We start from the raw sequence: 22,497 nt of genomic DNA, 5'->3' as shown, positions 1-22,497 counted from the left end.
GAGACTTTGCACTCTAAACTAGCATTTTTGAAAGACGCTCGGCGCTCGGCGCATGTCTGCAAGCACCATTTTGGTGCTTGGAGCTGCCATGCGGCGCTCGGCGCATGTCTGCATGCACCATTTTGGTGCTTGGAGCTGCCATGCGGTGCTCGGCGCATGTCTGCAAGCACCACTGAAAGACAAAAATAAGCAGCTTGAACATCCGGACAATAAGATTCTTTTTGTGGTTCGGCGACGCATGCTTATCCCTCGTGGAAACCTGGGCCATCATGCATCCCCCTCGATTCAAGTGTGATCTGTAATCATTGTATCGTCCGAGGCTAGGAGGCCGAAAGAAGCCCAACCAAAAAAAAATTATACTTATCAACGCACCGATTGCAGCACCCATATGATGCCTGCCGACCACATGCGCTGCAATTCCCGATAAAACTCCCTGACTCCCGGGAGAAAACCTCTTTTGGCCGGGAACCCGCCCCGGTTATGCTGCATATACAGGAGGGCGCGCCCTCCGCGATGACAAATCGGGAGGAAAGTTATTATGGAAGAGAAGACAGCAGTTGCGCGGAATCAAAACCAAATTGTATTTCGTATATTAGCCGTTGTGTTCGCCTTGCTTGGCTGGTTTATGCTGATGGGACTCTCGGAGGGACTCGAGCCTTGGATACCGGGAGGATTGGGGGCTGCTGTCGGAGAGGAGATGCGGTTCTTCGGGGCGGTGCACGGTGCGCTGATCGGCATCCTGTTCAACTTCAGCCTACTGGCAATGCTGAGGCGGCCGCTCGAGAAGCCGCTGCTGCTGCGGTTCTATATCGTTGGACATGTGCTGTTCCTGGTCACTTTGGCGGCCACAGATCCCTCGCTCGCGCTGCAGCGGGCGTTCGTCTTCATCCTGTTTGCCATTGTTATGACCTCCCTGTATGCCGCCTACGGAAAGCGGCGCGAGATGGTGAAGCCTGCCCCGCCGCTCCGAAGGAACCGGGGGATGCTGGTTATGGCTGTACTGGCAACGATCGGACTGCTGCCATTTCTAGTCCTGGGGGTGATCGGGCAGTTCCAGGAGACGGAGCTCCAGTTCCGTTGGGGAGAGGGCGCAGCGCTCAGCGTCGTGATGATGTACGGCGGCTTCCTGGCAGCTGACGGCAGGCCCGGTTCCCGGGCGCTTGGCCTCATCCTCGCTGCCGCTTACCTGTATCTGGGCGCCGCTTCCCTCGCCGTCCCCGGTCATCCCGGCAGCTGGGGGCTGAGCGGCGGGGCGGCCGCGATCGGCTACGGACTCGCGCTCGGCGCGGTGACGCTGAGGACCAAGCCGGCTGCGACTTCAGAGAGCGATATCCTTGGCGGGCATCCACAGATGACGAAGGAGCTGTCATGATCTGACTTACAGCAAAACGCAGCTAGAATTTCCTGATCGCAAGTTTTGAATATTGCATACCTGGAAAAATTGAGCTACTCTCAAATCATATGCTTTGTCCCTACTCATGCCTGCCGGCTACAGCAAAGGAGCCTGACCGAGATGAAGTCTGGTCCCCCTGATCCCGCCTTCCCACTTGAGCCAAGCCATCCGTCCGGATGGCTTTTTGCCTTGCGTCTGGCCACGATCGGATTATGCGGCATGATCGCTTATTTATTCACTGCCCAGTTGCCCAATTATTACGCCTATCTTAGAGAGGACTGCCTTGGCTCCGCCTGCGAGTATGCCGCGATTTCGCCGCCGCCGCTGGATGTACTGCAGCAGCTCAGGATATCCGCTGACCAGTTTGCGGCGGCTTACACCGGCATTGCCGTCTTCTTTTTTATGGTCTATTTCTCGGTAGCCCTGTTAATCCTGATCAGACGTCCGCGAGAGCCGATCGCGCTCGTCGCGTCCGTCATGCTGCTGTCGCTGCCGGCGAACACTTTCATTATGAAGGAGCAGCTGCAAGGGTGGCTGGTCGATTCATTCAACGGCTTGTCGCTCGTCTCACTCATCCTGTTTTTGCTGCTGTTTCCCGGCGGCCGCGCTGTCCGTCCCTGGGTACTGTACAGCTCGCTGTCGCTGCTGGCGCTGCGTCTCGTCTCCAGCGTGTTTGCCGATCTGCCCTGGGGCGTCAGCCACTGGCCGGTGGCCGGTCATCTGATCTGGCTCGCTCTGCAGTACGGGATTTTGCTCTATAATCAATATACACGGTACCGCTATACTGCCGGAGTCATCGAAAAGCAGCAGACGAAGTGGGCACTTTACGGCATCCTGGTAGCCGTCGCCGGGATCGTCACGCTCTCCGTCGTCCCGGCTCTGTTCCAGCCCGGGATTTACGAAACGCAAGACGCCCAGTGGATGTTCATCCTCGATCTGGGAGTGCAGCTGTGCATGCTCCCCATCCCGGTCACACTCGGCATCTCCATCCTCCGCCGCAAGCTGTGGGATATCGATCCGCTGGTCAGGCGCACCTTTGTCTATTTTTTCCTCAGTGTAAGCATCATTGCTCTCTACTCGATGACGATCTGGTATTTGTCGCTGTTGTTTCAGAGCAGCGGGCAAGCCGTTTACCCGGTTATCGCAGCAGCTGTGGTCGCCATCCTGTTCGCCCCGATCAAAGTCAAACTGCAGCAGCTGGCCAACCGGATGCTGTACGGCAACCGGCATGATCCACTCACCGCTCTGCTGCAGCTCGGCGATCGTCTCAAAGCTTCCCTGAACCCGGAGCAATCACTCGACATTGTCGCTCATACGATCAAAGATTCGCTGAAGGTCCCTTATGCCGGGATCAGTCTGGATGTGGATGGCAAGGCGGTCAAGGTAGCCGAGTCCGGACCGCTCAAGGACACGTCTGTGGAGACGATCGAGCTGTCTGCCGGAGGGCGTATCGCCGGCTGGCTCCACCTCGCGCCGCGATTGCCCGGCGAGCCGTTCAACGATGCCGACCGCAAACTGATCGGTGCGCTGTCCCGGCACGCGGCGATCGTCGTCCACAGCGTCCAGCAGGCGGTGAGCATCCGATTGCTGCTCGGCAACCTGCAGGAATCCAGAGAGGCGCTCATATTCGCTAGAGAGGAAGAACGCCGGGCGATACGGCGCAATCTGCATGATGATATCGCCCCGCGGCTGGCGGCGATGCGGCTGACCGCATCGGTGGCGACAGACTGGATCGCCCGCGATCCCGCACGAGCGACGGAGCTGATGGCGCAGTTCAAGACGGAGATCGGGGAGACCGTCGAAGAGATCCGCGGGATCGTCTACAACCTCAGGCCGCATGCACTCGACGAGCTTGGCCTGATCGGAGCGATCCGTCAGCGTATTGAACAGCTGAGGCAGCTTAGCGCCGACATGGAGGATCCGCGGCTGGAGATTCACTTGGACGCGCCCGACGCGCTGCCGATCCTGCCGGCAGCCATCGAAGTCGGCGCATACCGGATCGCCACCGAAGCGCTGGTCAATGTCGTCAAGCACGCCGGGGCCGGGAGTTGCACCGTACGCCTCGTGCTGGAGCGGGAATCCGAGCTGATCGTCGAGGTTACGGACGACGGGATCGGGCTGCCCGCCCCCTCGCCGGACCCGGGACGCCGCAGTATCGGCCTGACCTCATTGCGTGAACGCGCGGTGGAGCTTGGGGGCATGTGTCATATCGAAGGCGGACCGGGAGGGTCAGGCACGCGTGTAAGAGCAATCCTGCCGGTCCGACCACAATCAGATCCAGGGGGAAGAACATGAGAACCATTACGATATTGATCGTTGATGATCATCCATTGTTCCGTAAGGGCGTAATCAGTGTGCTGCAAGGAGAGCCGGATATGGAGGTGGTAGGCGAGGCCGTCTCCGGGGAGGAAGCGGTACGACTGGCGGAAGAGCTCGATCCCGATGTGATCCTGATGGACCTGCGCATGGAAGGGATGAACGGGATCGAGGCGACTGCGCAGATCAAATCCCGGCATGAGCGGACCCAGATCCTCGTATTGACGATGTTCAAGGACGACGCATCAGTACTGACGGCGATCAAAGCCGGCGCCCGCGGCTATTTGCTCAAGGACGCCGACCGGGAGGATATCGTCCACTCCATCCGCTCTGTCGCCACGGGCAAAGCCGTGTTCAGCGAGGCCGTCGCGAGCCGGATGATCGAATATGCCGTCAGACCGGCCTCGAGATTGGGAGACTTCCCCGAGCTGACCTACCGCGAGAAGGAGGTGCTCACACTCATGGCCGAAGGGCTGGGCAACGCCGACATCTCCCGCCGCCTGGAGCTGAGCGCCAAGACAGTCGCCAACTACGTTAGCTACATCCTGAACAAGCTGCGCGTCTCCAGCCGCGAGGAAGCGATGGCACTCGTCCATAGTAGGCAGCGGGAAAGCGACGGCGGCGGCGGGTAACTAGGCCGCCGCCCATGACGGGGATGTCTACTCTGTAGGTCTAATTTCTAGCATTGCAACACCGCGCGGCGGGGAATTCCCGTCTGTAGATCTATTTTCTAGCATTACAGCGACGCACAGCGGGGATTTCCCCTCCCCAATTTCTCCTACACACTCATCACTCCTTCGCTCCGCTCCGCTTGTTCTTCTCGCTCTTGCTGCTGCAGGCGTCTGCGGTAGACGATGCGCGAGAGGCTGATGCTGCATTCGTACAGCAGCAGCAGCGGGACGATGACGAGGATATCCGATACCAGGTCAGGTGGGGTTACGATGACACCGACGATGACCAGGACGAAGTAGGCGCCCTTGCGCGCCTTGGCCAGACGCTGCGGGTTGAGGATGCCGAGCTTGGTCAGGAACAGCACCGCCGCGGGCATCTCGAACAGCACGCCGAACGGCAGCGTCATGTGTACCATGAACGTGAAGTATTTCTCCGCCGTATATACCGTATCGAACTGACCGTCGGACAACCCTCCGAGGAAGGCGTACACGACCGGAAAGACGACAAAGTACCCAAAACAGATCCCGACAATGAACAGCATCGTCACGGCTGGGATCATCCGGAACGCCGCCTGATGCTCCCGCTCCGTGAAGGCAGGCTTCACAAATGCCCATAGCTGATAGGCCAGCACCGGCATCGTGGCAGCTGCGGCAAACACGGCGGCAATGAGCATGTATACCCATAGAATGTCGCTTGGCCCCAGTAAAGCAAGTTTTACCTCAAGCCCGCGTGTCAGCCAGTCGTAGATCGGCTTCACAAAACAAAAGGCCGCCGCCAGCGACACGACAAAAGCGGCCATCGTAATCATCAGTCGTTTGCGCAGTTCACCGAGATGCCCTACCAGATTCATCGTATCCTGCATCCGATCCCCTCCCTGGCTTTAATTCCAAAAAAAGGAGGCCGACGGTTCCCCATCGCCCCCTCTCCCCTGCTACATGGCTGCCGGTTTCTCCGGTTGCGACTCGATTACAGCGATACCGGGCCGCGCTTCCCGCATCTCCCGGGATTCACGGGTCTCCCGCAGCTCGCGCACCTCCGGCTCGTCTTCATGCACCAATTCCTTGGTCGAGCGTTTGAACTCGTTCAGCGTCCGGCCGAACGCCCGGCCGATCTCCGGCAGCTTGGACGGTCCGAATATGACCAGGGCGATGACCAGAATGAGGATCAGCCCAGGGATCCCGATACTTTGCAGCATGGCTTGCGCCTCCTTTCGTATTGGACAGCCTACTCGATCTCCACATCGTCATGGTTTAACGCTTTTTAGGATAGACCGCTACCGCTTCGATCTCGATCAGCCAATCACTGTTGACCAGTCCAGCGACCGCCATCGTCGAGCGCGCGGTCTTCGTCGGATTGGCTTCCGTATTGAAGAACTCGCCGTACGCCTCGAACCATCCGTCATAATCAACCTTGCCTTCTTTCTCCGGATCAGCCACCAGATAGACCCGCAGGTAGACGACGTCCTTCATGGTCAGCCCCTTCGCCTTCAGATCGGTCTCGATCCGCTTCAGGATGCCGACCGCCTGCGTCTTCGTATCGCCGAAACGTTCATGGATCGTCTTGCCTTCGCGATTGAGCTGAGGCGGGACGGTGCCGCTGGTCCAGAGGTAAGACATATCCTGCGGTACCGAGACGCCGGAGGCGATCGACGATGACGGCGAACCATAGAATTCGACCTCGTGGATCGGTTCAGCCGTATACTTGTTGGGTGTCAGCGGACTTGCAGCATAAGCCGTAATACTAAGCGCACTGATCGACATGGCTATCAGAGCCGCTGTCATCCATTTCTTCCTGCTTCTCATAGCTCCACTCCTTCTTATATTTTCATAAAGTCCGCTCCCCATCACGAAGCTACGCTTAGAAGCGAATTTGACGTCGCCCTATGATTTCATCACGCGGTCGCGGATCGCGTTGACCGTCAGTCGCGCGGATTCGAAAGCGCCCGCCATCCACCCTGTCAGATAGCTCATGTGCTCGCCAGCCAGATAGATGCGGCCATCTGGCTTGTTCAGCGTCGGATAATAAGTGCTGCGGTCGTTGGACGAATAACTTGCCCAGCCGCCCATATTATAAGCTGTCTTCTGCCATGCAATGGAGAAGGATGTTTCGATTTCCTTGTGGTACTGCGGGTGGATCTTCGCGCCTTGCTGGAGCGCGTGCGTCTCCCGTTCGGCGAGCGACATATCGCCCAGCTTCACCGCAGCGTCCCCGAAGTTATAGTAGCCGACGACAACCCCTTTCTGACTGAGATAGCCGCTCGACGGATACCAGATCTGGTTGATATCCATGTTGGTTGTCGTCATGCCGCTATAGATGCCCTCGTCCTGTTCCCAGAAGCGCCGGCGGAACTGAAAGCCGATCTTGCCGGTCGTCGCATAAGAAATGCTGCCGATCGCCTCGGCCATCTCCTTGCTGAAGTCTGCCGGGATATCCTTAAGCACACTAAGCGGAATGGTACAAATGCAATAGTCGCCCCGCACCTCCTGCAGCGCGCCGTCGCCATCGCGGTACTCGATGGTTACGCCAGTCTCGTTCTGGCGGATGCGCTGCACAACGGCCTGATAGCGGATCATGCGGCCGACCTTGCGGGCAAACGCTTTGCCGATCTGATCCATGCCTCCTACCGGCTGGAACATCATCATCTGTTGATCCAGCGAGTACTCCGAGCTGAAGCTGTTGCCGAAACCCGACTGGATGATCGCGCTGAGGTTATACGGATCCTCCTGCACGCCCGGCGTCTCTCCGCCGCCCGGCAGCACTTTGTACCCCCTTCGACCTGAGCCTTTGTAGAACAGATCGGCATTAAGATCGCCTTCGCGCCGCAGATAGACGACCAGCTTCTCTTTGTCGTCTGCGCTCAGCGGCACGTTAAGCGCATTTTGGTCGATGGCCTTGGCCAGCAGTTCGCTGGTGTAGCCCCGCATATCGGCCTTCGCGGCCCGCTTGGTGATCTTCTTGCCCGAGAGCGGCCCCACATTTTCGCTGTAGAAGTAAGAGGCTTCGTTGACGTTGCCGAACACTTCCAACGGGACTCCCAGCTCCTTGCAGTAATCCATCGTAATATGATGCTGCGGGATCCGGGCCGGGCCAGGGTTGAAGTACAGTCCCTCATCGAACCGGGCTACCTGCTTGACCCCGCCCACCTCCGTCACGGCATCGCCGCGCCGGATCGTCCAGTTGCGTCCCCCCGGGCGGGAGCGGGCCTCGAGGATCACGCATTCATAGCCTGATTTCGTCATTTCGTAGGCTGCAGCCATCCCGGCGAGACCGGCACCTAGGATGACGATCCTTCTGCCATTGCGGCTAGCCGCATTCACTTCTCCCGGCGGCGGCAGCGTCGCTCCGCTGGCTGGCTTGCCCAACAGCCCAAGCGTGCCCATGGCGCTGTACACGGCCACCGCACCGCCCGCTTTGCCTACTTGCATCAAAAACTGCCTTCGAGACATTTGCGATCCCACTTGTTCTGCCACCCTGCTTCCTCCTTCGTCGCCTTGATGAGCGTCGTTCTCAGAACCTAGGATAGCACCTGACCATCCAGCTTGTAATTATTTGCGTCATATTTTCTTACACACATTTTGATTTATGACGAATTCGACAAAGTTTTAACGTAAGATAATCTTACAGAACTATGTTCAACCATAAAAAAATACGCCAATATATAAACCAAGCAATGTATTTCAAGAATGAATAGCAATAGCGATCCCATTCCGATCGTTTACACGAAGGGGTGACACTTACGGATGTACAAGGAGAAGAAGGTCATTGCTATCGGATTGGTGAGCGAGTTGACGGGTTTATCGGAGCGCAAGATACGATATTACGAGGAACGGAGGCTGATCTTCCCTGAGCGCACCCCGGGCGGGACGCGCAAGTATTCATTCTCGGACATCGAAAGGCTGTGTGAGATCGCGGAAAAGATGGAGGACGGATTGTACATACGTGAGATTAAGGAGATGGAGCGGCGCAAGCTCGCCAAACCGCCCCACCCGTCGTTAATCGGCAGTGAGAAGCCGGGTCGGAGGGTTATGGGCTAAGGAGTGAGCCGCTTGCCCATACGGTGAACTTAGGTTCGTTTCTATTTAACCAAATGCAGCACCTCACCTTGTATTCCCCATTTGACAAAATGCCAATGCTTGCCCAAGGTATGCTCCGGCGCATCGGCCCTGTCGGCGAAATTTTTGATGCCTTCGTATTGTCCCGGACTGGTCAAATGCCGGTCTCCATCCACATGGCGATGCGGTCCATATACGTTAAAGGTACTCGGATATAACGACACGTGCAAATCGTAACGGCCGGCCTTCAGCGGCTCTGTCTCCAGTCGCCAGTCCGGCCCCCAGCACCAGCCCAGCTCATCTGCACCCAATCGGACACGGGCAGCGGCAGCATGAACACCTGTTAATTGCAATACACCACCGTCCGTATGACCGCTCTCGATGTTCAGCTCTTTGCTTACTTGAACAGGCTCCCCAGAGAATGGCCATCCCGAGGCGACCAGATCCGCGCAGTCTGGCGTCTGCACCCGAGTCAACCGAAACGCGCCCTCGGTCTGCCACTGCGTGGCGTCTTTCTCCCTATACGGTGACATGCTCATCACAGAGAATTGACCGCGCAGGAAGGCCAGCGGGACCTGCTCTCCCTCTCGGAGCGGCACAACCTCGATCAGCAGCTCATGACTCCCGTCACAGCAGTCCTCAGGAATGGCCGCCTCATAGACGTCCGCAGACGCCTCTGCCTTCAGCCGTATTCCGTTCACCCGCAGCACCTCCACCTCATCATGCAGCATGAGGCGTGTACCGGCGATGATCGACGGTTCGTCAAGCTGGAGCTTCGCACGCAGTCCCCCCTCCGGCGTCTGCCGAAGCTCAAGAAGCACTTGATTGACCGAAGGCATCTCAGCTCGCCATGCGGTTTGCTCTATCGTATAGACGGCGGCAGGCGGGCCGGAGCGTATCGGTTGAACTTGCGCCGGCGGAGTTGGGCGCCAGGTGGCCGCATCCAACACTCTTATGCCGGCTGTCTTCGCCTCTGTGATCCACTCCGGCTTATGCCACAGACAGCCTTCAGCCAACACTACAATACGATAATCCCGCGCGCCGATGCGCAGCTTGCCGGGTTGGATCTGCCCCTCCTCCTCTAAGACTCGCTCCTCTGTCAGCTCATAATGCAGCATTGACTCATAGCATGCATCCACCAGTTGAAGCAGCTTCGTATTGAGCAGCCCGCCTGGCGAATCCGGCACATGCGATCCATCATGGACATTGAGCTGTTGTGCCTCATCAGGCAGGAAGGCGGCCATGATGCCGCGCGTTGGTACGACGATGAGTACATCGGGCTCGCCGCTCAGGTCAGGCAGCATCGCTGCCCGCTTCCGAATCGATGCCAGCACGTCCGGGAAGGCTTGCTTCCAGGTCAAGTGGCATGGCATGGAAGGCGGCCAGTCCTGCACGGCCTGTGTCTTCAGCTTAAACTGGTTCAAGTGGAGGACATAGCGGTCGATGCCGTGTCCTGCCAGCCACAGGATATAATCCGTGAAGCTCTCGGGGCTGACGCCCCAGCCGCTGCCGCCCATCGCTTCCACCAGACAGCTCTTCCGGCCTTGCTGGACTGCTACGGAGTGCAGCAGGCGGGGGTAGAAGTGATTGCCCGGATATCTCTCGAGCGCATCGATCGCCGGCGTCTCGATGCCCTTCAGCACTTGAAAGCAGGAGCCGCTGAACGACAATTGAAAATAGGGATGCTCCTCAGCCTTCAAATGGGCGGTGAACCGCTTGCCGTGCGACTCGCACCACGCCTCGATCGGCTGGTAGAAGCCTTCGATGAGCGCGTCGGTCAGCAACTCCCAGTACCGGGATCTGAGTTGCCCGTGTGCTGCGCCGCCAACAAACAGCTGCGGTAGCAACGACTCCAAGGGCTCGCCGTATCGCTCCTCGTACATCGCGGGAAACCGCGGATCCCAGGGGACTGCGCCTTTGCTCACGGTGACCCCATGACCATCGAGAAACCCTACCTCATCGGAGAAGAAGCCCTCGACATAAGCAAAGGCCTCCGGCTTCAAGCCTCTCCGGTAGCCTTCATGCGTAATCTCGATAAATAACGCCGTCGCTTCTCTATTGAACGAGGACACACCTGTATGAGCGTGGAACGTCACGCCGGGCGCTCCATCTGGCAGCGGTCCGTACTCCAGCCATTCACAGGTCAGATCGGGCAGCCTGTTCATCACTTCGCCGCCCGCCGTGCCCGATGGCCAGCCGTTCTCGTCATAGAGCCAGAACTCCATCTCCAGCTCGCGGGCATACAGGATAAGATCGGATACGATGTCCAGATATGCTTCACTCATATACATCGGTTTGTTCGGGTAGTAGCGGGGGTGAAACACAACGCCATCCAGGCCAGCTGCCTGCAGTTCGTCCAGCTGCCGCTTCAGCTTGCCCAGATCCAATGCGTCGTTGATCGACCAGAAGCTTAAAAACCTCATCGGTTTGTGCATATCTCATTCTCCTTGGCTGCCAATTATGCAGGTACAATTGCATCATGCGCCTGCAGGGTCTGTCTGATCTGCTCTACGTGCACATCACGCACGGACAGCTGTCCGAGAGCGGCCAACGCCGCCGCAGCGCCCGCCGCCTGGCCCGTGGCCATGCAGGTGGCCTGAACCCGATAAGCGGAATGGGCCGTATGGTCGCCGGATATACAGCGGCCAGCCGCAATCAGGTGATCGCTGCCGCGCGGGATAAGCGCGCCATAAGGAATCGTCGGCACCACGCCTTCGGCGAGCGGGCGGATATCCGTGTCATTGGAGTTATGCTGGTGAATGTCGATCGGATAGTAGCTGTAACATACGGCATCCGGCCATAGATGACCGCTTATGTAACGGTCTGCATCGATATACGCTTCGCCGACAATCCGCTGGGTCTCGCGAATCCCGCATTCATTGGCAAAATAGTCCACGTACAGCCCTTCACATCCCGGAATGGTTCTCAAATACATATAAATGCGCATCAATGCCTCACGCGCCTGAATCTCAGCCCCGGATTTGGACACAGAGGTCGACCCGTCAATGCCGGTCACGTGCAGAGAAGCGCTTCCTCTGCTTACAAGCTCTCTATAGAACGGGATGTCGCCAGGCAGATGATCCGTTGTTCTAAGCTTCCCCGCCTCAAGAGCCGCACCGTAAGCTTCCTTCAGCTTGTCGGTATCGACCTGATCGAGCTCATACCCTTCGAGCTTGTAGATCAAGGTGCCTGGCTGGAGATGCTCATCCCTCTCCAGCGGATACCCCATCAGCATGGCAAGATTGGCATCGCCGGTCGCATCGACCAGCTTCTTGAAGCCAATCGCCGACAGCCCTGATTTGCCATTCACGATTAAACGATGCTCTTCCTCCTCGGCTTCACTCATCATGATCGCGGCAGGCATTTCGTGATAACGTAGCGCCACCCCTGCCTCCAGACACATCTCCTCCAGCACAGAGCTGTAGACGAATTTGTTGACTCTGACCTGATGCTCCCAATGCCTCTCTCCTACATCCTCGGTGAAATCGGGGATGACCGCGCCGCCTTTGGCTGCCGTTCTCTCGATCGCTTCCCAGCCGACGCCGGCGATCACTTGCCTGCCCTTGACATGGAACAAGCCCGGATAGTTGACCGCCGCGACTACTGTTGTGCCTCCCAAAATGCTGTTTTTCTCTATAAGCGCCGTCTTGGCACCGGCTCTCGCCGCTTGAACGGCCGCAGCGAACCCCGCCGAGCCTCCGCCAACCACCACGGCATCATATCGATCCGTAATCGCCAATTCGTGTAACTCCATCATGGTCTTCCTCTCCTTTGCCCCTGCTGCTTCCACCTTCATGATGGCTAGTTTCGAACGCGCAGGTTTTCTTTCATGTTAAGCCTGCTGCGACTTTTACAGAATGATCGATTGTGCGAAATGATTGAAATTTTATTGAGTCGTCTCAGGAGAGGTTGAACTTTTTAGGGATAAAGTTGAACAATTCGGCTCAAATGGAAAGCAGATTCAAGATAGCAGTGACCGATTCTGCCCGCGTCGTGTCATCACCCGGTCCAAATCGCTGGCTGCCTTTGCCCTGCACGAGACCTGCTTCTACAGCTGCCGATACATAAGGGACCGCCCATGCCGGGATCTGATCCGCATCGGCAAAGCGAAGCGCGGCTGACGCTTCATCTCCTGCCGCATCCGCCCTCTCTCCCAGCGCCCGCACCAGCATGACCGCCATCTCCGACCGGGTGATCCGCTGATCCGCGCGGAACGTATGATCCTCGTAGCCGTCCACGAGCTTCGCCTCCACAGCCGCGTAGATGTAAGGTCTGGCCCAGTCCTGAATCACCTCGTGATCGGAAAATTCCCGTGCTGTCTCCAATGAAACAGGTAGCTGCAACGCCCGCACCAGCAACGCGGCAAATTCGGCACGCGTCACCTGATGCTGCGGCCGGAAGGTACCGTCCTCATAGCCGGTGACGAAGCCCAGCTCCATGGCTTGCGCAACGGCCTTCTCCGCCCAATGCCCGGCTGTATCCGACATGGCGACTAGAGACCCCTGCCTGCTAATGGTGACTTCCTGCCCCACGGGATGTACCGTCATCTCCAGATCCGAATCCACCAGCCTTGCTTCCAACAGCTCGATGACTGCCTCGCCTGCGTCCATACGATCGAAGGTCAGCACAGCCAATTCCGCATCGCCATCCATTCCCGCTACTCGGCCCACCATCGTATGGGCGATCTGGATCTGCGTTTCTTCCACGATCGGCGGCACCGAAAAGCCTGCAACCTCGCTTGTCGCACCCGTCAGCCTCAATCGCTGCGCATCAAAGCTGAACTGCAGCTCGAATGCATAGACATCGACAAGATTGCGGGCATCCACCGTGACGCGGAGCTGTCCATCCTTCTCTTCTGCCACTTCCAATTGAAATGCCGTTTGGCTTGCGGCGTAGCCCCCCGCCCCGCTCAAAACCAATACGATTGCCAGGAGCAATGCCAAACCAGCGGCCAGCCTATGTCTCAATACTACTCATCCCCTCTAAATCAAAATGGGAGGAAGGCGCTTTACGCCTTCCTCCAGCCTGTTATTCAGACAGCCAGTCGTCCAATATCATGCGGGCGACTGCCGCAAGGACACGAATCGTAATCTCTTCTTCGTCGAACAAATCCGCTATGGCGACCTCACTCCAGCCCGGGTCCTCTGCACCCACACCGTAATAGTTCGCCAAGATGGACAGATCTGCGATCGAGATCTTGCTCTTGCCTTCAACCAGTGTAACGAGCTGCGTGCCAAATTGTTGCAAAGCTGCGTTCACATCGGCAGTCGCTTGATCCACTTGCGCTTGCGTAGCGGCTGCCTGTTCTCTGACAGCCTTGGCGCTATCAATCGCAGTCTGCAACGCAGCCTTTGAGCCCTGCGCATAATGGCCCAGCTTGCCGTTGTCAACCGCTGCATCGTGCTTCGCCTGCGCTTGGGTAATTGCCGCTATCAGAGCGGTTTTATCAGCAGATGGAAGTACGATAATTATCGAATTTTTGAAGCTCGAGACCGCTTGCTGCAATGCGGTGTATGCCGCATTAACTTCCTGTTGCGTCGCTGCCTGATGATCACGGACCGCTATCGCAGCCAGAATCGCCGCTTTCAGTGTTGCTTTGGAGCCATTCGGATACTGGCCGTGCTGCGAGCCTTCCGTTGCTCCGTCATGAATCGCCTGGGCATTCGCAATCTCCGTGTTCAGCGCAGCTGTATCCACATCACTCACTTGAACCGTTAAAGTCACATCATCTGTATTGATCTGTCGGACTGACGAGGCATTGGATATCGCGAAGTCAGATAAGGTAATCTCGGTCGGACCTGAGGCTGCTGCCGCTTTTGCCTCGCCATGCAGCGTCAGCACCTGATGGTTGCCGCTTACCGGCGTATCCCGGGAGAGCATGATGATCCTTATCTGCCCGAGGTCCGGCTTGACCGCCGTCCCGGCCACCTCCATCTGGCTCGTCAACGATTGGATCGTTTGCGGCGCCAGTTCAGGATGACCTTCATCATCGATGAGTGTCTCGAGCTCCAGCCGGGATGGATCGTAGTGTACGATCACATCCAATGCAGTATAGCCTTCGCCTACATCTTCGAGTTCGATGGTCAGCTCCATCGCTTCACCGGCTTTCACCAGGGAGGAGCCCGTCAACTTCGCGACAGGCTCGCCCGCCGGCTCTTCCGGCTCTTCTGGCTCATCCGCCGAGACAAGCACGTTCACCTGATCGATGAAAGCCATACTGTTCCCCGAGGTGCTGAGCCCTTCTGTCTGCTTGCCGACAAACTTCAACGTATGGAGGCCGGCAGAAGCTGTGAAGCTGTCGGTTGTGAACGGTTCGAAGGCAGCATCGGTAACGGTGTAGGAGCCAATGACCGTATCATCAAAATACACATCAAAGGATTGCGCCCTGCCGCCTGATGCCGTTCGTTTGGCAGCAAAGAATTCCATCTCGTACGTTCCGGCTTCAAAGATGACCGATTGACTGATCTCGCCGTACGTGTCGCCTTTGGTTTGCAGCAGCGCCGTCTGGACGCCTTCCGGAGCCTCATTCGCGCCCATCGCACCGCCGTTTCGCTGTACGCCTGTCAAGCTGTCGAAGACCCATCCGTTCGTCATCGGACCCAACTTGTAGCTGGGAATGGACGGCGCTTCAAAGCCGCTGTTGACTAGAACGGGAGGCACCGGCGGCTGATCAGCCCAGTCGACAAGAGTTATCGCATCTATAAAGCCCGTACTCTCTCCTGTTTGGCCGGGTGTCAGCGTGGCGACAAACCTGATCGTATGCGCGCCCTCACTCGCGTCAAAGGTGAAGGTCAGAAACTTCTCAAAGCTTGCGGAAGTCAGGGCGTAGGAACCGATCAGCAGATCGTCAAAATAGACTTCAAACGATTGGGTCCTGCCGCCATTCGTTGCCCGTTTTGCAGCTTCAAACTCAAGCTTGTAGGTTCCTTCTTCGAAATTCAAGTACTGGGTGATCTCGCCAAAGTTACCGCCTGTCGTCTGCAGATACCCCGTCTGCATGCCTTCAGGAGCATCTGCGGCGCCAAATGCGCCCCCGTTGCGCTGAACGCCTGACCATGGGTTGAAGGTCCAGCTATGCTTCATAGGACCCGCCCGATGTGTGGTCACCACCGGCTCTTCGAAGCCAGCATTGCTAAGGGTCTCAAGCGGCAATTCAGGGGGCGGCGGATCCTGCTCGTCCGGAGGTGGCGGAGCCATGCCTGCCGTTCTTATCTTGATGGCATCAAAGAAAACCGCATGATCCGTTTCCGTCGCAGCGCCTGCGAACTTGATCGTATGGTAGCCGGCTGAGGCCGTGAATGCATCCGTTTTATGCAAGGTGAATTCGGGCGAATCCGGCTCGAAGGAGCCGATCAGCGTATCGTCGATATAAACTTCAAAGGGCAGTTCTGTACCCGGCGAGGTACGCGAGGCCATAGAGAACCATAACTCATAGTCGCCTTCCTTGAAATTAATCCGCTGGCTAATCTCACCGCCAATGAAGTCCCGTCCGACCATGAACGCCGTTTGACTGCCTTGCGGAGCCGCAGCAATCGCGAATTGGCTGCCATTGCGCTGAACACCTGACCGCACATTGAAATACCAGCCGTTCGTCATGGGACCTGTCCTGTAATTGTCAATGTTCGGTGTCTCGAACCCGGCGTTGTACACCGTCACAACCGGCAGCTCTGCAGGGATGTTATACGTATAGTAGCAGCGCTTGTCGGTGCCCGGAAGAGGGTCGCCGAAGACAGCTGCGGTACAAGCTGCACCATCCGTGAGCGTCGCATAATTGAACAGCCCATCTGCACCGAAAGCGACGCTGGCCTCTCCTTCGAATTCACAATCAAACCCGTCTTCGTAGGCACAGAATGTGTACCCCTCTGGGCCAAAGCTTGCATTGGCCAGCTTATAGAGACTGAAGGTCTCAGGCGACGGGGTCATCCCTGCCTTGAAAGCCACAGCTTTAAGCCGCGTCGTGCCCGGCTCCGGGAAGATCGGTGACGTATACAGCTCCGAAGTCTCGGTCGGCGTGCTGCCATCGAGCGTATACCGGATCTCGGCATCCGGCGTAGCCGTTGTGATGACAATCGCTTCCCCCGAAGGATACTTGCCGTAAGGAAGACTGAACTCGGGAATCGCCACTTGCCCTGCCGGCGCTGCCGGCCTTACCTTCACAAAGGCGATGCCGTAGCCTTCGGCATCCTGGTCGCTGGTCGCCCGAATCGCCACAAGCTTCTCCTCGGTTACTTGTGGAGCCATGTATAGGCCGCCATTTGTAATCGATCCGTTACCTGCTCCTACTACACTCCAGGTCACACCGCCGGTGTTGTCGATGACATTGGCGTCAAGCTGCAGCGTTGCTCCGCCAGCAACTGTCGACTCAATAGGAGTCACCTCCACTTGGGTTTGCGCTGCCATAGTCGTGTAGACAATGATGTTATGGTCTGCGCTGATCGCAGTATCCGTAAAAGTCTGACCGGCCGGGAACGTGCCACTGACCGCTGGAATAAGCGCATTGCCATCAACGACCACATCAGCCTTGTATACATGTTTGTTGAAGGGCTTATTAACGACTTCATTGAAATCGATGGTCACTTCCTTGTTCGTCCCCGCTTTTGTCTCAAGCACGACCGTTACGTCCCCATCGGCTGTCTTAAAAGCGGCTGCCCGCACATCTTCGGTACCTGTATTCACAGCCGCAACGGAGCTATGAGGCGGGATGTAGCGAGTCAGCAAGCTGCTTTCATAGTATCTTCTGTAGGGATCTGTACCCAGGACCAACGAGTCCCACATCGTATAATTTCCGTTCGTATCATTGCCGACATAAGGGTCCGGCAGCCAGACGCCGTTCAACTGCCAGATCAATGCGCCTCCGAGGCCCATATTGGCGGCTTTAATGACCGATCCCGTCAACCCCGCGCTCCATGACGAGTTGTCCTCGGCAAATCCAAATTCCGTCATCATCACCGGCTTGCCCCCGGCGACACTTGTACGGTCCGTAATGGACTTGGTCAGGCCCTCATAGGACTGGCCGTAGACATGGAAGGTATAAGCGTCGAAGTACGCATCGGCGTTCTCCTGCATGTACTGCGTCCAGGCCGGCGCTCCCGACTCCTCGGGTCCCCAGATTTCGATATCATCCCTCAGACCGTCCACCGTCAGCTTGTCGGACACCTTCTTCACCATTTCCGCAAAGTAGGCTCTCTGGTCGCCAGGTGCTTCAAAGTCCCAGTTGCCGTTCGCTTCGTTGTAGAAGGTTAAATATTTGATATGGTCATAGCCTTTGACATGGATCAGCTGATTCAAAGCAGCCGATGCCGCGTTCGCGAAAGCATCCAGGTCGACTGGCGCGCTGATCCGCTTGTCCACGTCCGGGAAGCTGAACCACTCCTGTGCCTGGGTGCCAACCTTCCATCCGAAGTTGAATTCCACCTCGGTTCCGGCCTCCTGCAAGACGTCCATATACCGGTAGAACTCGACCATCTTGTCGCTGTTCCACGTATAGACGCCCTTCTCCACCTCCATCCAGTCCGTCTGGAACCAGACCCTGGCCACCCTTGGCTTCATCGCAAGAATCCGCTTTCGGTCCATCTCCCAATGCGTCTCGTTGTAGCCGAACCTGCTGGTCCCTTCCATGAAGCTTACCGGAATCAAATTCACGCCAACCCCGAGAAAATCATCGTTCACAATATCCTGAAGATCAATATCCACCGTGACGGCCTCCGCCGTCTCTGCTGCTTGAACAGACTCAGGCGCATACAGCGGCATCTGCAGCAGCAGCGCCGTCATTAGAATGCCAAGTCCCCATTTCCTCAAAATCTCGACCTTGTTTTTTCCCACGTCCAGATCTCCCTCCTCACATGGTATTAAGCGTTTACAACTCTGATCATATCCAATAAATGGCCGGCACAACACGGAGAATATAAGGATTCTATTGAGGATTCTACTGATACTTGTCCGGCACGGTTGAAATAATTTTAGGTGGAGTTGAAAAAAAGGCGCTGCTTCCCAACCAATTGGGGAGCAGCACCTTTTAAAATCTTGCTAGAGCGGACATCCAACCGCTGTTGTCTTGACTATCCCTTTACAGCGCCCAGCATGATGCCTTTGACGAAGAAACGCTGAAGGAAGGGATAGACCACGACGATCGGCAGTGTGACGAGCATGGTGATCGTCATCTGAACCGATTGCGGCGTCATCACGCGTACTTGGCCGTTTCGGGTCAGCTCCTCGCCTGTCATGCCGGCAAGGGAGTTGGTCTGGCTCAAGAAGTTGTACAATAACAGCTGCAGAGTCTGCAGCTTCGGATCTGAGACAAGGAAGAAGTTGTCGAACCAGGTGTTCCATTGCGCGACCGCCGCGAAGACCGCGATCGTAGCAATGATCGGCATGGACAACGGGAACACAATGTGCGTAAAGATTTTGAAATACCCCGCTCCGTCAATCTTGGCCGACTCTTCCAGAGAAGGCGGCATCTGCTCCATAAACGTCTTGATCAGAATGATATAGAAGCCGATCAAGGCGCTGGGCAAAATGTAGAGGAAGAAGTTGTTTTGCAGCCCGTACGCCTTCATCGTCAGATACCACGGAATAAAGCCTGCGTTAAAATACATCGTGATAAGCACGAAGCGATAAATGGTCTTGCGCAGCGGCATCTCCCGCTTCGTAATCAGATAGGCAAAAAATGCACTGCACAGCACTGTAATGACAGTTCCCAGTATGGTACGCGACACGGAGATGATGGCTGAATCCCCTAGTCCCTTCAATTGAAAGGAAGCTTTATAGCTCTCCAGCGAGAACCCCGCAGGCCACAGGAACACGCCTTTTTGCGCCTCGAACGAATCGCTGATCGAATAGATAAAGATATAATAGAACGGGTATACCGTTACAATAAGCAGCAGAAAAAGCAGAAAATAATTGACGGTGTTGAACAATAGATCCGATGCGCTTGTCTTTTTCTTAATCATCGTAGTCCCTCCCTGATCGTCTGCCGCCCGCTAGACAATGCTCTCGCCTCTGATTTTCTTCGAAAGCCCGTTAACCATGAACAACAGCACTATACTAATGACTGACTTAAACATGCCTACAGCGGTGGAATATGGATAGTCATTGAGCACAAGTCCCAACCGGTATACATACAGGTCCAGCACTTCGATCTTGTCGGCTACCATGACATTGTTGAACACCAGATATTGCTCAAAGCCGGCCGACAACAGGTTGCTTATGGCCAGCAGCTGCAGCACGATAAAGGTCGGCATCACGCTTGGGACGGTAATATGCCAGATGCTCTTGAACCGGCCTGCCCCATCTACCCGAGCTGCATCATACAGCTCGCTATCGATACTGACAATCGCCGCCAGATAGATGATCGCGTTCCAGCCGATCGTCTTCCATAACAGGATCAGCGTCTGGGTCAGCCATACATGCTCGGAATTGCCCAATACATTAAGCGGTACGTCAATCATACCCAAACGCATGAGAATCGTATTAATCGCGCCTTCGGAGCTGAACATGCTGAAAGCCAAGGAGTAAATAATGACCCAGCTAATGTAATGCGGCAAGGTAGAGGTGGTCTGAAATAATCGCTTGAACCGATTGCTCTTCACTTCCGATAGCATAACGGCCAGCAGCAGCGGGATCGGTGCGCAGATTAGAGCCAGGAAGCTGAGTGCCAGTGTATTGATGAGCACCCGCACCATATTGGGGTCCGTCAGCATCTCGGCGAAGTGCTCCAAGCCGACAAATGCCGTCTTACTGAGCGGAATGCCCGGCCGATAATCAAAAAAAGCATAGATCCAACCGAATAATGGAACGTAATGAAAAGCAAACGCCAGAATAATAAATGGAATGGCCATTCCCAGCAAGATCATGCCTTCTCTACGGATGCGGGGTCGTTTCTTTTTGGGAACCGCGGGCTTGGAATCATATGAAAGGTCCACTTTGTTTCGCTCCTTATGGATCATGATGACTTCCTGATCGATTCAGCAAGTATAGTCTAATCATAGCTGGCGGCTCGGTTGTGCTGAATGAAAAATCTAATGAATCAATTGAACATTATTGGGTAACCGTATCTTGCCTATTTGCCTTTGCGTGGTGACTTGAACAATTTACAGATTCGCCTTACCAAAGAGCAAAAGGACACAGGGCGTTAGAACGCCCCATGTCCTTTTAGTATCCCTTCAATCAGTCGTTAAGCTTGGCAGGCAAAGCGTTGTTCGCTTCACGCCGCTCCGCATAATCGTTGGTATAGAACTCTGTAAACTCCTGAGCGCCGTTTTCTTCAAACACTTTAAGTGCTTCCTCTTTAAGCTTGGCGAATTCCTCATCGGTCTTAGCCAATATCAATCTGGCCGCATGACGCGACGCAAGTTCTTTCAACTGGGCTTCTACCTTGAGCAGATCTTCCGGAATCGCTGGCAAGCCTACTTTGCCTTCATTAATACGCTGCTCCGGTGTCTGGGACAGGATGATGGTGTTGTTATCCTTCAGCTTGCCTTGTTCGATAAGCTTGCCCAGTACATCGCCAGGATGCAGACCGCCGTAGTATTCACTAAAGTCTTTCTCCAATGCTGTGTTGCCTTTTGCCAGCGCGTCAGGCGTTGTGAAGAGATCCAGCGGCATTTGCGTTTCCGGATCCAGAACCGCGCCGCCGAGTCCGATCAGATTCGGATCCGAATTGATTCCTGTTTGCTCCCACTCGGCGCCCCCTGCATTCTTAAGCGCAAAGGTATCATCATTTACTTGCGGTACACCGTCAACATAATCCCAATGTACGCCTTCAATGCCACTGTACATCGTTCTGGCACCCTCATAGGAATACAGATAGTTCAGGAACTGCATCGCTTTCTCCGGATGCTTCGAGCTCTTGGAGATCGCGTAGCTCTTCCCAGTCCAGCCGAGCGGGTTGGCGCCACCGCTCCATGCGCGCTTGCCTGCAGGCAATACGACATAGCCTTTGCCGTCTTTGGCATATTTTGAATTGAAGTCACCCATTGCCCAAGTAGCCGGGCCGATGACGATCTGGCCCGCTGTTGCTTTTGCCAAATAATCATTGTGCTTCATAGTAAGCGCGTCCGGATCAAGCAATCCTTTGCGATTGGCTTTGTTATAGAAATCCATGGCCACCCAGAACGTCGAATTTTCATCTGTCAAAATGTTACGGTATTGCGTTTCTTCCAGACTCCGCGCCATCAAGTCACTGTTGTTGGTGGCCTGAGTCGTATACCAGGTGAATGGGAAGATGTAAGGCCACAAGCCCCAATCCTGCCACATCGACACCCCGTAGATCTTCTTCCCGTCTTCCGTGGTCGGGTTCTTGGCGACGATCTGCTCCAGCACATCCAGCAATTCATCCGGCGTATTGAATTCCGGCGCTCCGATGTCTTTATAGTAGTCCCAGCGAATCGTCGGCCCGATCGTGAGCGGCGGGTACACCGGGCTTGGCTCGGATTGGATCTGCGGCGAGATGAAGTACATCTGATCTCTGCCCTCGCTCCAATTGGCCTTGCTGTACTCTACCACCGTAGGCACATTTTGCAGGATGTCCTGCCCGTATTCTTCCAGCATATCATCCATCGGGATAATGAGATCCCCTTCGATCAGCTGCTTGCCATGCTTGGCCGGCTCCGCTCTGACGATGTCGGGAAGATCCCCGCCGGCGAGCAGGACGCTGAATTTACTGTCGTCGGACTCTACATATTCGATCTTGACACCCACCTTCTTCGCGATCTCTTCTGCAATCGCGCTATCAGGGTACGTGTTCCACTTGGTTCCCGTTTCGATAACAAGCAGCCTAAGTGTTACCACTTCCTCTTCCTTCTGACCCGTGTTATCCGGCGTTCCGGTATCGGCCGGGTTTCCGCTATTGGTATTGTTCGAACATGCAGCGAGAAGCAATGACAAGCTCAGCAACATCGCCGTCGCCGATTTGGCGAACCCCCAATTTTTCATCTTGTTACCTCCTCGATATGAATAAATCTTCCTTCCCTTATGATCATACCGGCTCGCAACGACTTGAGAAACGAAGAGAATGTAGATTCTATTGAATTATCTACAGAACCCCCCTTGGAGGATTGAACTATT

The 22,497-nt window shown here is 55.9% G+C and carries 15 protein-coding genes; 4 read left to right on the top strand and 11 right to left on the bottom strand.

The annotated features are described in order from the left end of the window. Positions 1-538: 538 nt before the first annotated feature. The 3 genes from ABC336_RS23580 (at position 539) to ABC336_RS23570 (ending at position 4,341) form a co-directional block, all read left to right on the top strand. A complete protein-coding gene (locus tag ABC336_RS23580) occupies positions 539-1,372 on the top strand; it encodes a hypothetical protein (RefSeq protein WP_413240977.1) in 834 nt (277 codons plus the stop codon). A gap of 141 nt (positions 1,373-1,513) precedes the next feature. Next, the gene (locus ABC336_RS23575; RefSeq protein WP_413240976.1) at positions 1,514-3,688 is read left to right on the top strand and encodes a sensor histidine kinase; all 2,175 of its coding nucleotides are present in this window, start codon (positions 1,514-1,516) and stop codon (positions 3,686-3,688) included. Beyond that, complete coding sequence (locus tag ABC336_RS23570; RefSeq protein ID WP_413240975.1) at positions 3,685-4,341, top strand: response regulator; 657 nt, start codon at positions 3,685-3,687, stop codon at positions 4,339-4,341. The genes ABC336_RS23575 and ABC336_RS23570 overlap by 4 nt, the downstream gene beginning before the upstream one ends. A gap of 146 nt (positions 4,342-4,487) precedes the next feature. Here ABC336_RS23570 and tatC read toward each other — a convergent pair whose 3' ends face one another. The 4 genes from tatC to ABC336_RS23550 all read right to left on the bottom strand — a co-directional run bounded on the left by tatC (position 4,488) and on the right by ABC336_RS23550 (position 7,851). After that, entirely contained in the window at positions 4,488-5,243 is a 756-nt protein-coding gene (gene tatC / locus ABC336_RS23565; protein ID WP_413240974.1) for a twin-arginine translocase subunit TatC, read from the bottom strand. Positions 5,244-5,312: 69 nt separating this feature from the next. Then, entirely contained in the window at positions 5,313-5,576 is a 264-nt protein-coding gene (locus tag ABC336_RS23560; RefSeq protein ID WP_413240973.1) for a twin-arginine translocase TatA/TatE family subunit, read from the bottom strand. A 55-nt stretch (positions 5,577-5,631) separates the two neighbouring features. Continuing rightward, positions 5,632-6,183 (bottom strand): RidA family protein, encoded by a 552-nt coding sequence (locus tag ABC336_RS23555; RefSeq protein WP_413240972.1) that lies wholly within the window; start codon positions 6,181-6,183, stop codon positions 5,632-5,634. A gap of 78 nt (positions 6,184-6,261) precedes the next feature. Beyond that, complete coding sequence (locus ABC336_RS23550) at positions 6,262-7,851, bottom strand: flavin monoamine oxidase family protein (protein WP_413240971.1); 1,590 nt, start codon at positions 7,849-7,851, stop codon at positions 6,262-6,264. A 270-nt stretch (positions 7,852-8,121) separates the two neighbouring features. Between ABC336_RS23550 and ABC336_RS23545 the strand changes: the two genes are divergently transcribed. After that, the gene (locus tag ABC336_RS23545; protein WP_413240970.1) at positions 8,122-8,415 is read left to right on the top strand and encodes a MerR family transcriptional regulator; all 294 of its coding nucleotides are present in this window, start codon (positions 8,122-8,124) and stop codon (positions 8,413-8,415) included. A 41-nt stretch (positions 8,416-8,456) separates the two neighbouring features. On the opposite strand, the gene ABC336_RS23540 is transcribed toward ABC336_RS23545, so the two are convergent. The 7 genes from ABC336_RS23540 to ABC336_RS23510 form a co-directional block, all read right to left on the bottom strand. Further along, positions 8,457-10,868, bottom strand: a complete 2,412-nt coding sequence (locus ABC336_RS23540) for a hypothetical protein (RefSeq protein ID WP_413240969.1) — start codon at positions 10,866-10,868, stop codon at positions 8,457-8,459. A gap of 23 nt (positions 10,869-10,891) precedes the next feature. Beyond that, the gene (locus ABC336_RS23535) at positions 10,892-12,190 is read right to left on the bottom strand and encodes an FAD-dependent oxidoreductase (protein ID WP_413240968.1); all 1,299 of its coding nucleotides are present in this window, start codon (positions 12,188-12,190) and stop codon (positions 10,892-10,894) included. 187 nt (positions 12,191-12,377) lie between these two features. Beyond that, positions 12,378-13,400 carry an S-layer homology domain-containing protein gene (locus ABC336_RS23530; RefSeq protein WP_413240967.1) on the bottom strand — a complete coding sequence of 341 codons (1,023 nt, stop codon included), beginning with the start codon at positions 13,398-13,400 and terminating at the stop codon, positions 12,378-12,380. 61 nt (positions 13,401-13,461) lie between these two features. Then, a complete protein-coding gene (locus tag ABC336_RS23525) occupies positions 13,462-18,255 on the bottom strand; it encodes a chitobiase/beta-hexosaminidase C-terminal domain-containing protein (RefSeq protein WP_413240966.1) in 4,794 nt (1,597 codons plus the stop codon). Between the two features lie 236 nt (positions 18,256-18,491). After that, entirely contained in the window at positions 18,492-19,382 is an 891-nt protein-coding gene (locus ABC336_RS23520) for a carbohydrate ABC transporter permease (RefSeq protein WP_413240965.1), read from the bottom strand. A 30-nt stretch (positions 19,383-19,412) separates the two neighbouring features. After that, entirely contained in the window at positions 19,413-20,285 is an 873-nt protein-coding gene (locus tag ABC336_RS23515; RefSeq protein ID WP_413242584.1) for an ABC transporter permease, read from the bottom strand. 313 nt (positions 20,286-20,598) lie between these two features. Continuing rightward, positions 20,599-22,365 (bottom strand): extracellular solute-binding protein, encoded by a 1,767-nt coding sequence (locus tag ABC336_RS23510; protein WP_413240964.1) that lies wholly within the window; start codon positions 22,363-22,365, stop codon positions 20,599-20,601. Positions 22,366-22,497: the final 132 nt, after the last annotated feature.

It is taken from the genome of Paenibacillus jepli, assembly GCF_047238105.1.
In the GTDB taxonomy this organism is placed as follows: domain Bacteria; phylum Bacillota; class Bacilli; order Paenibacillales; family Paenibacillaceae; genus Paenibacillus_D.
This window is presented reverse-complemented; position numbering and strand designations above follow the sequence as displayed.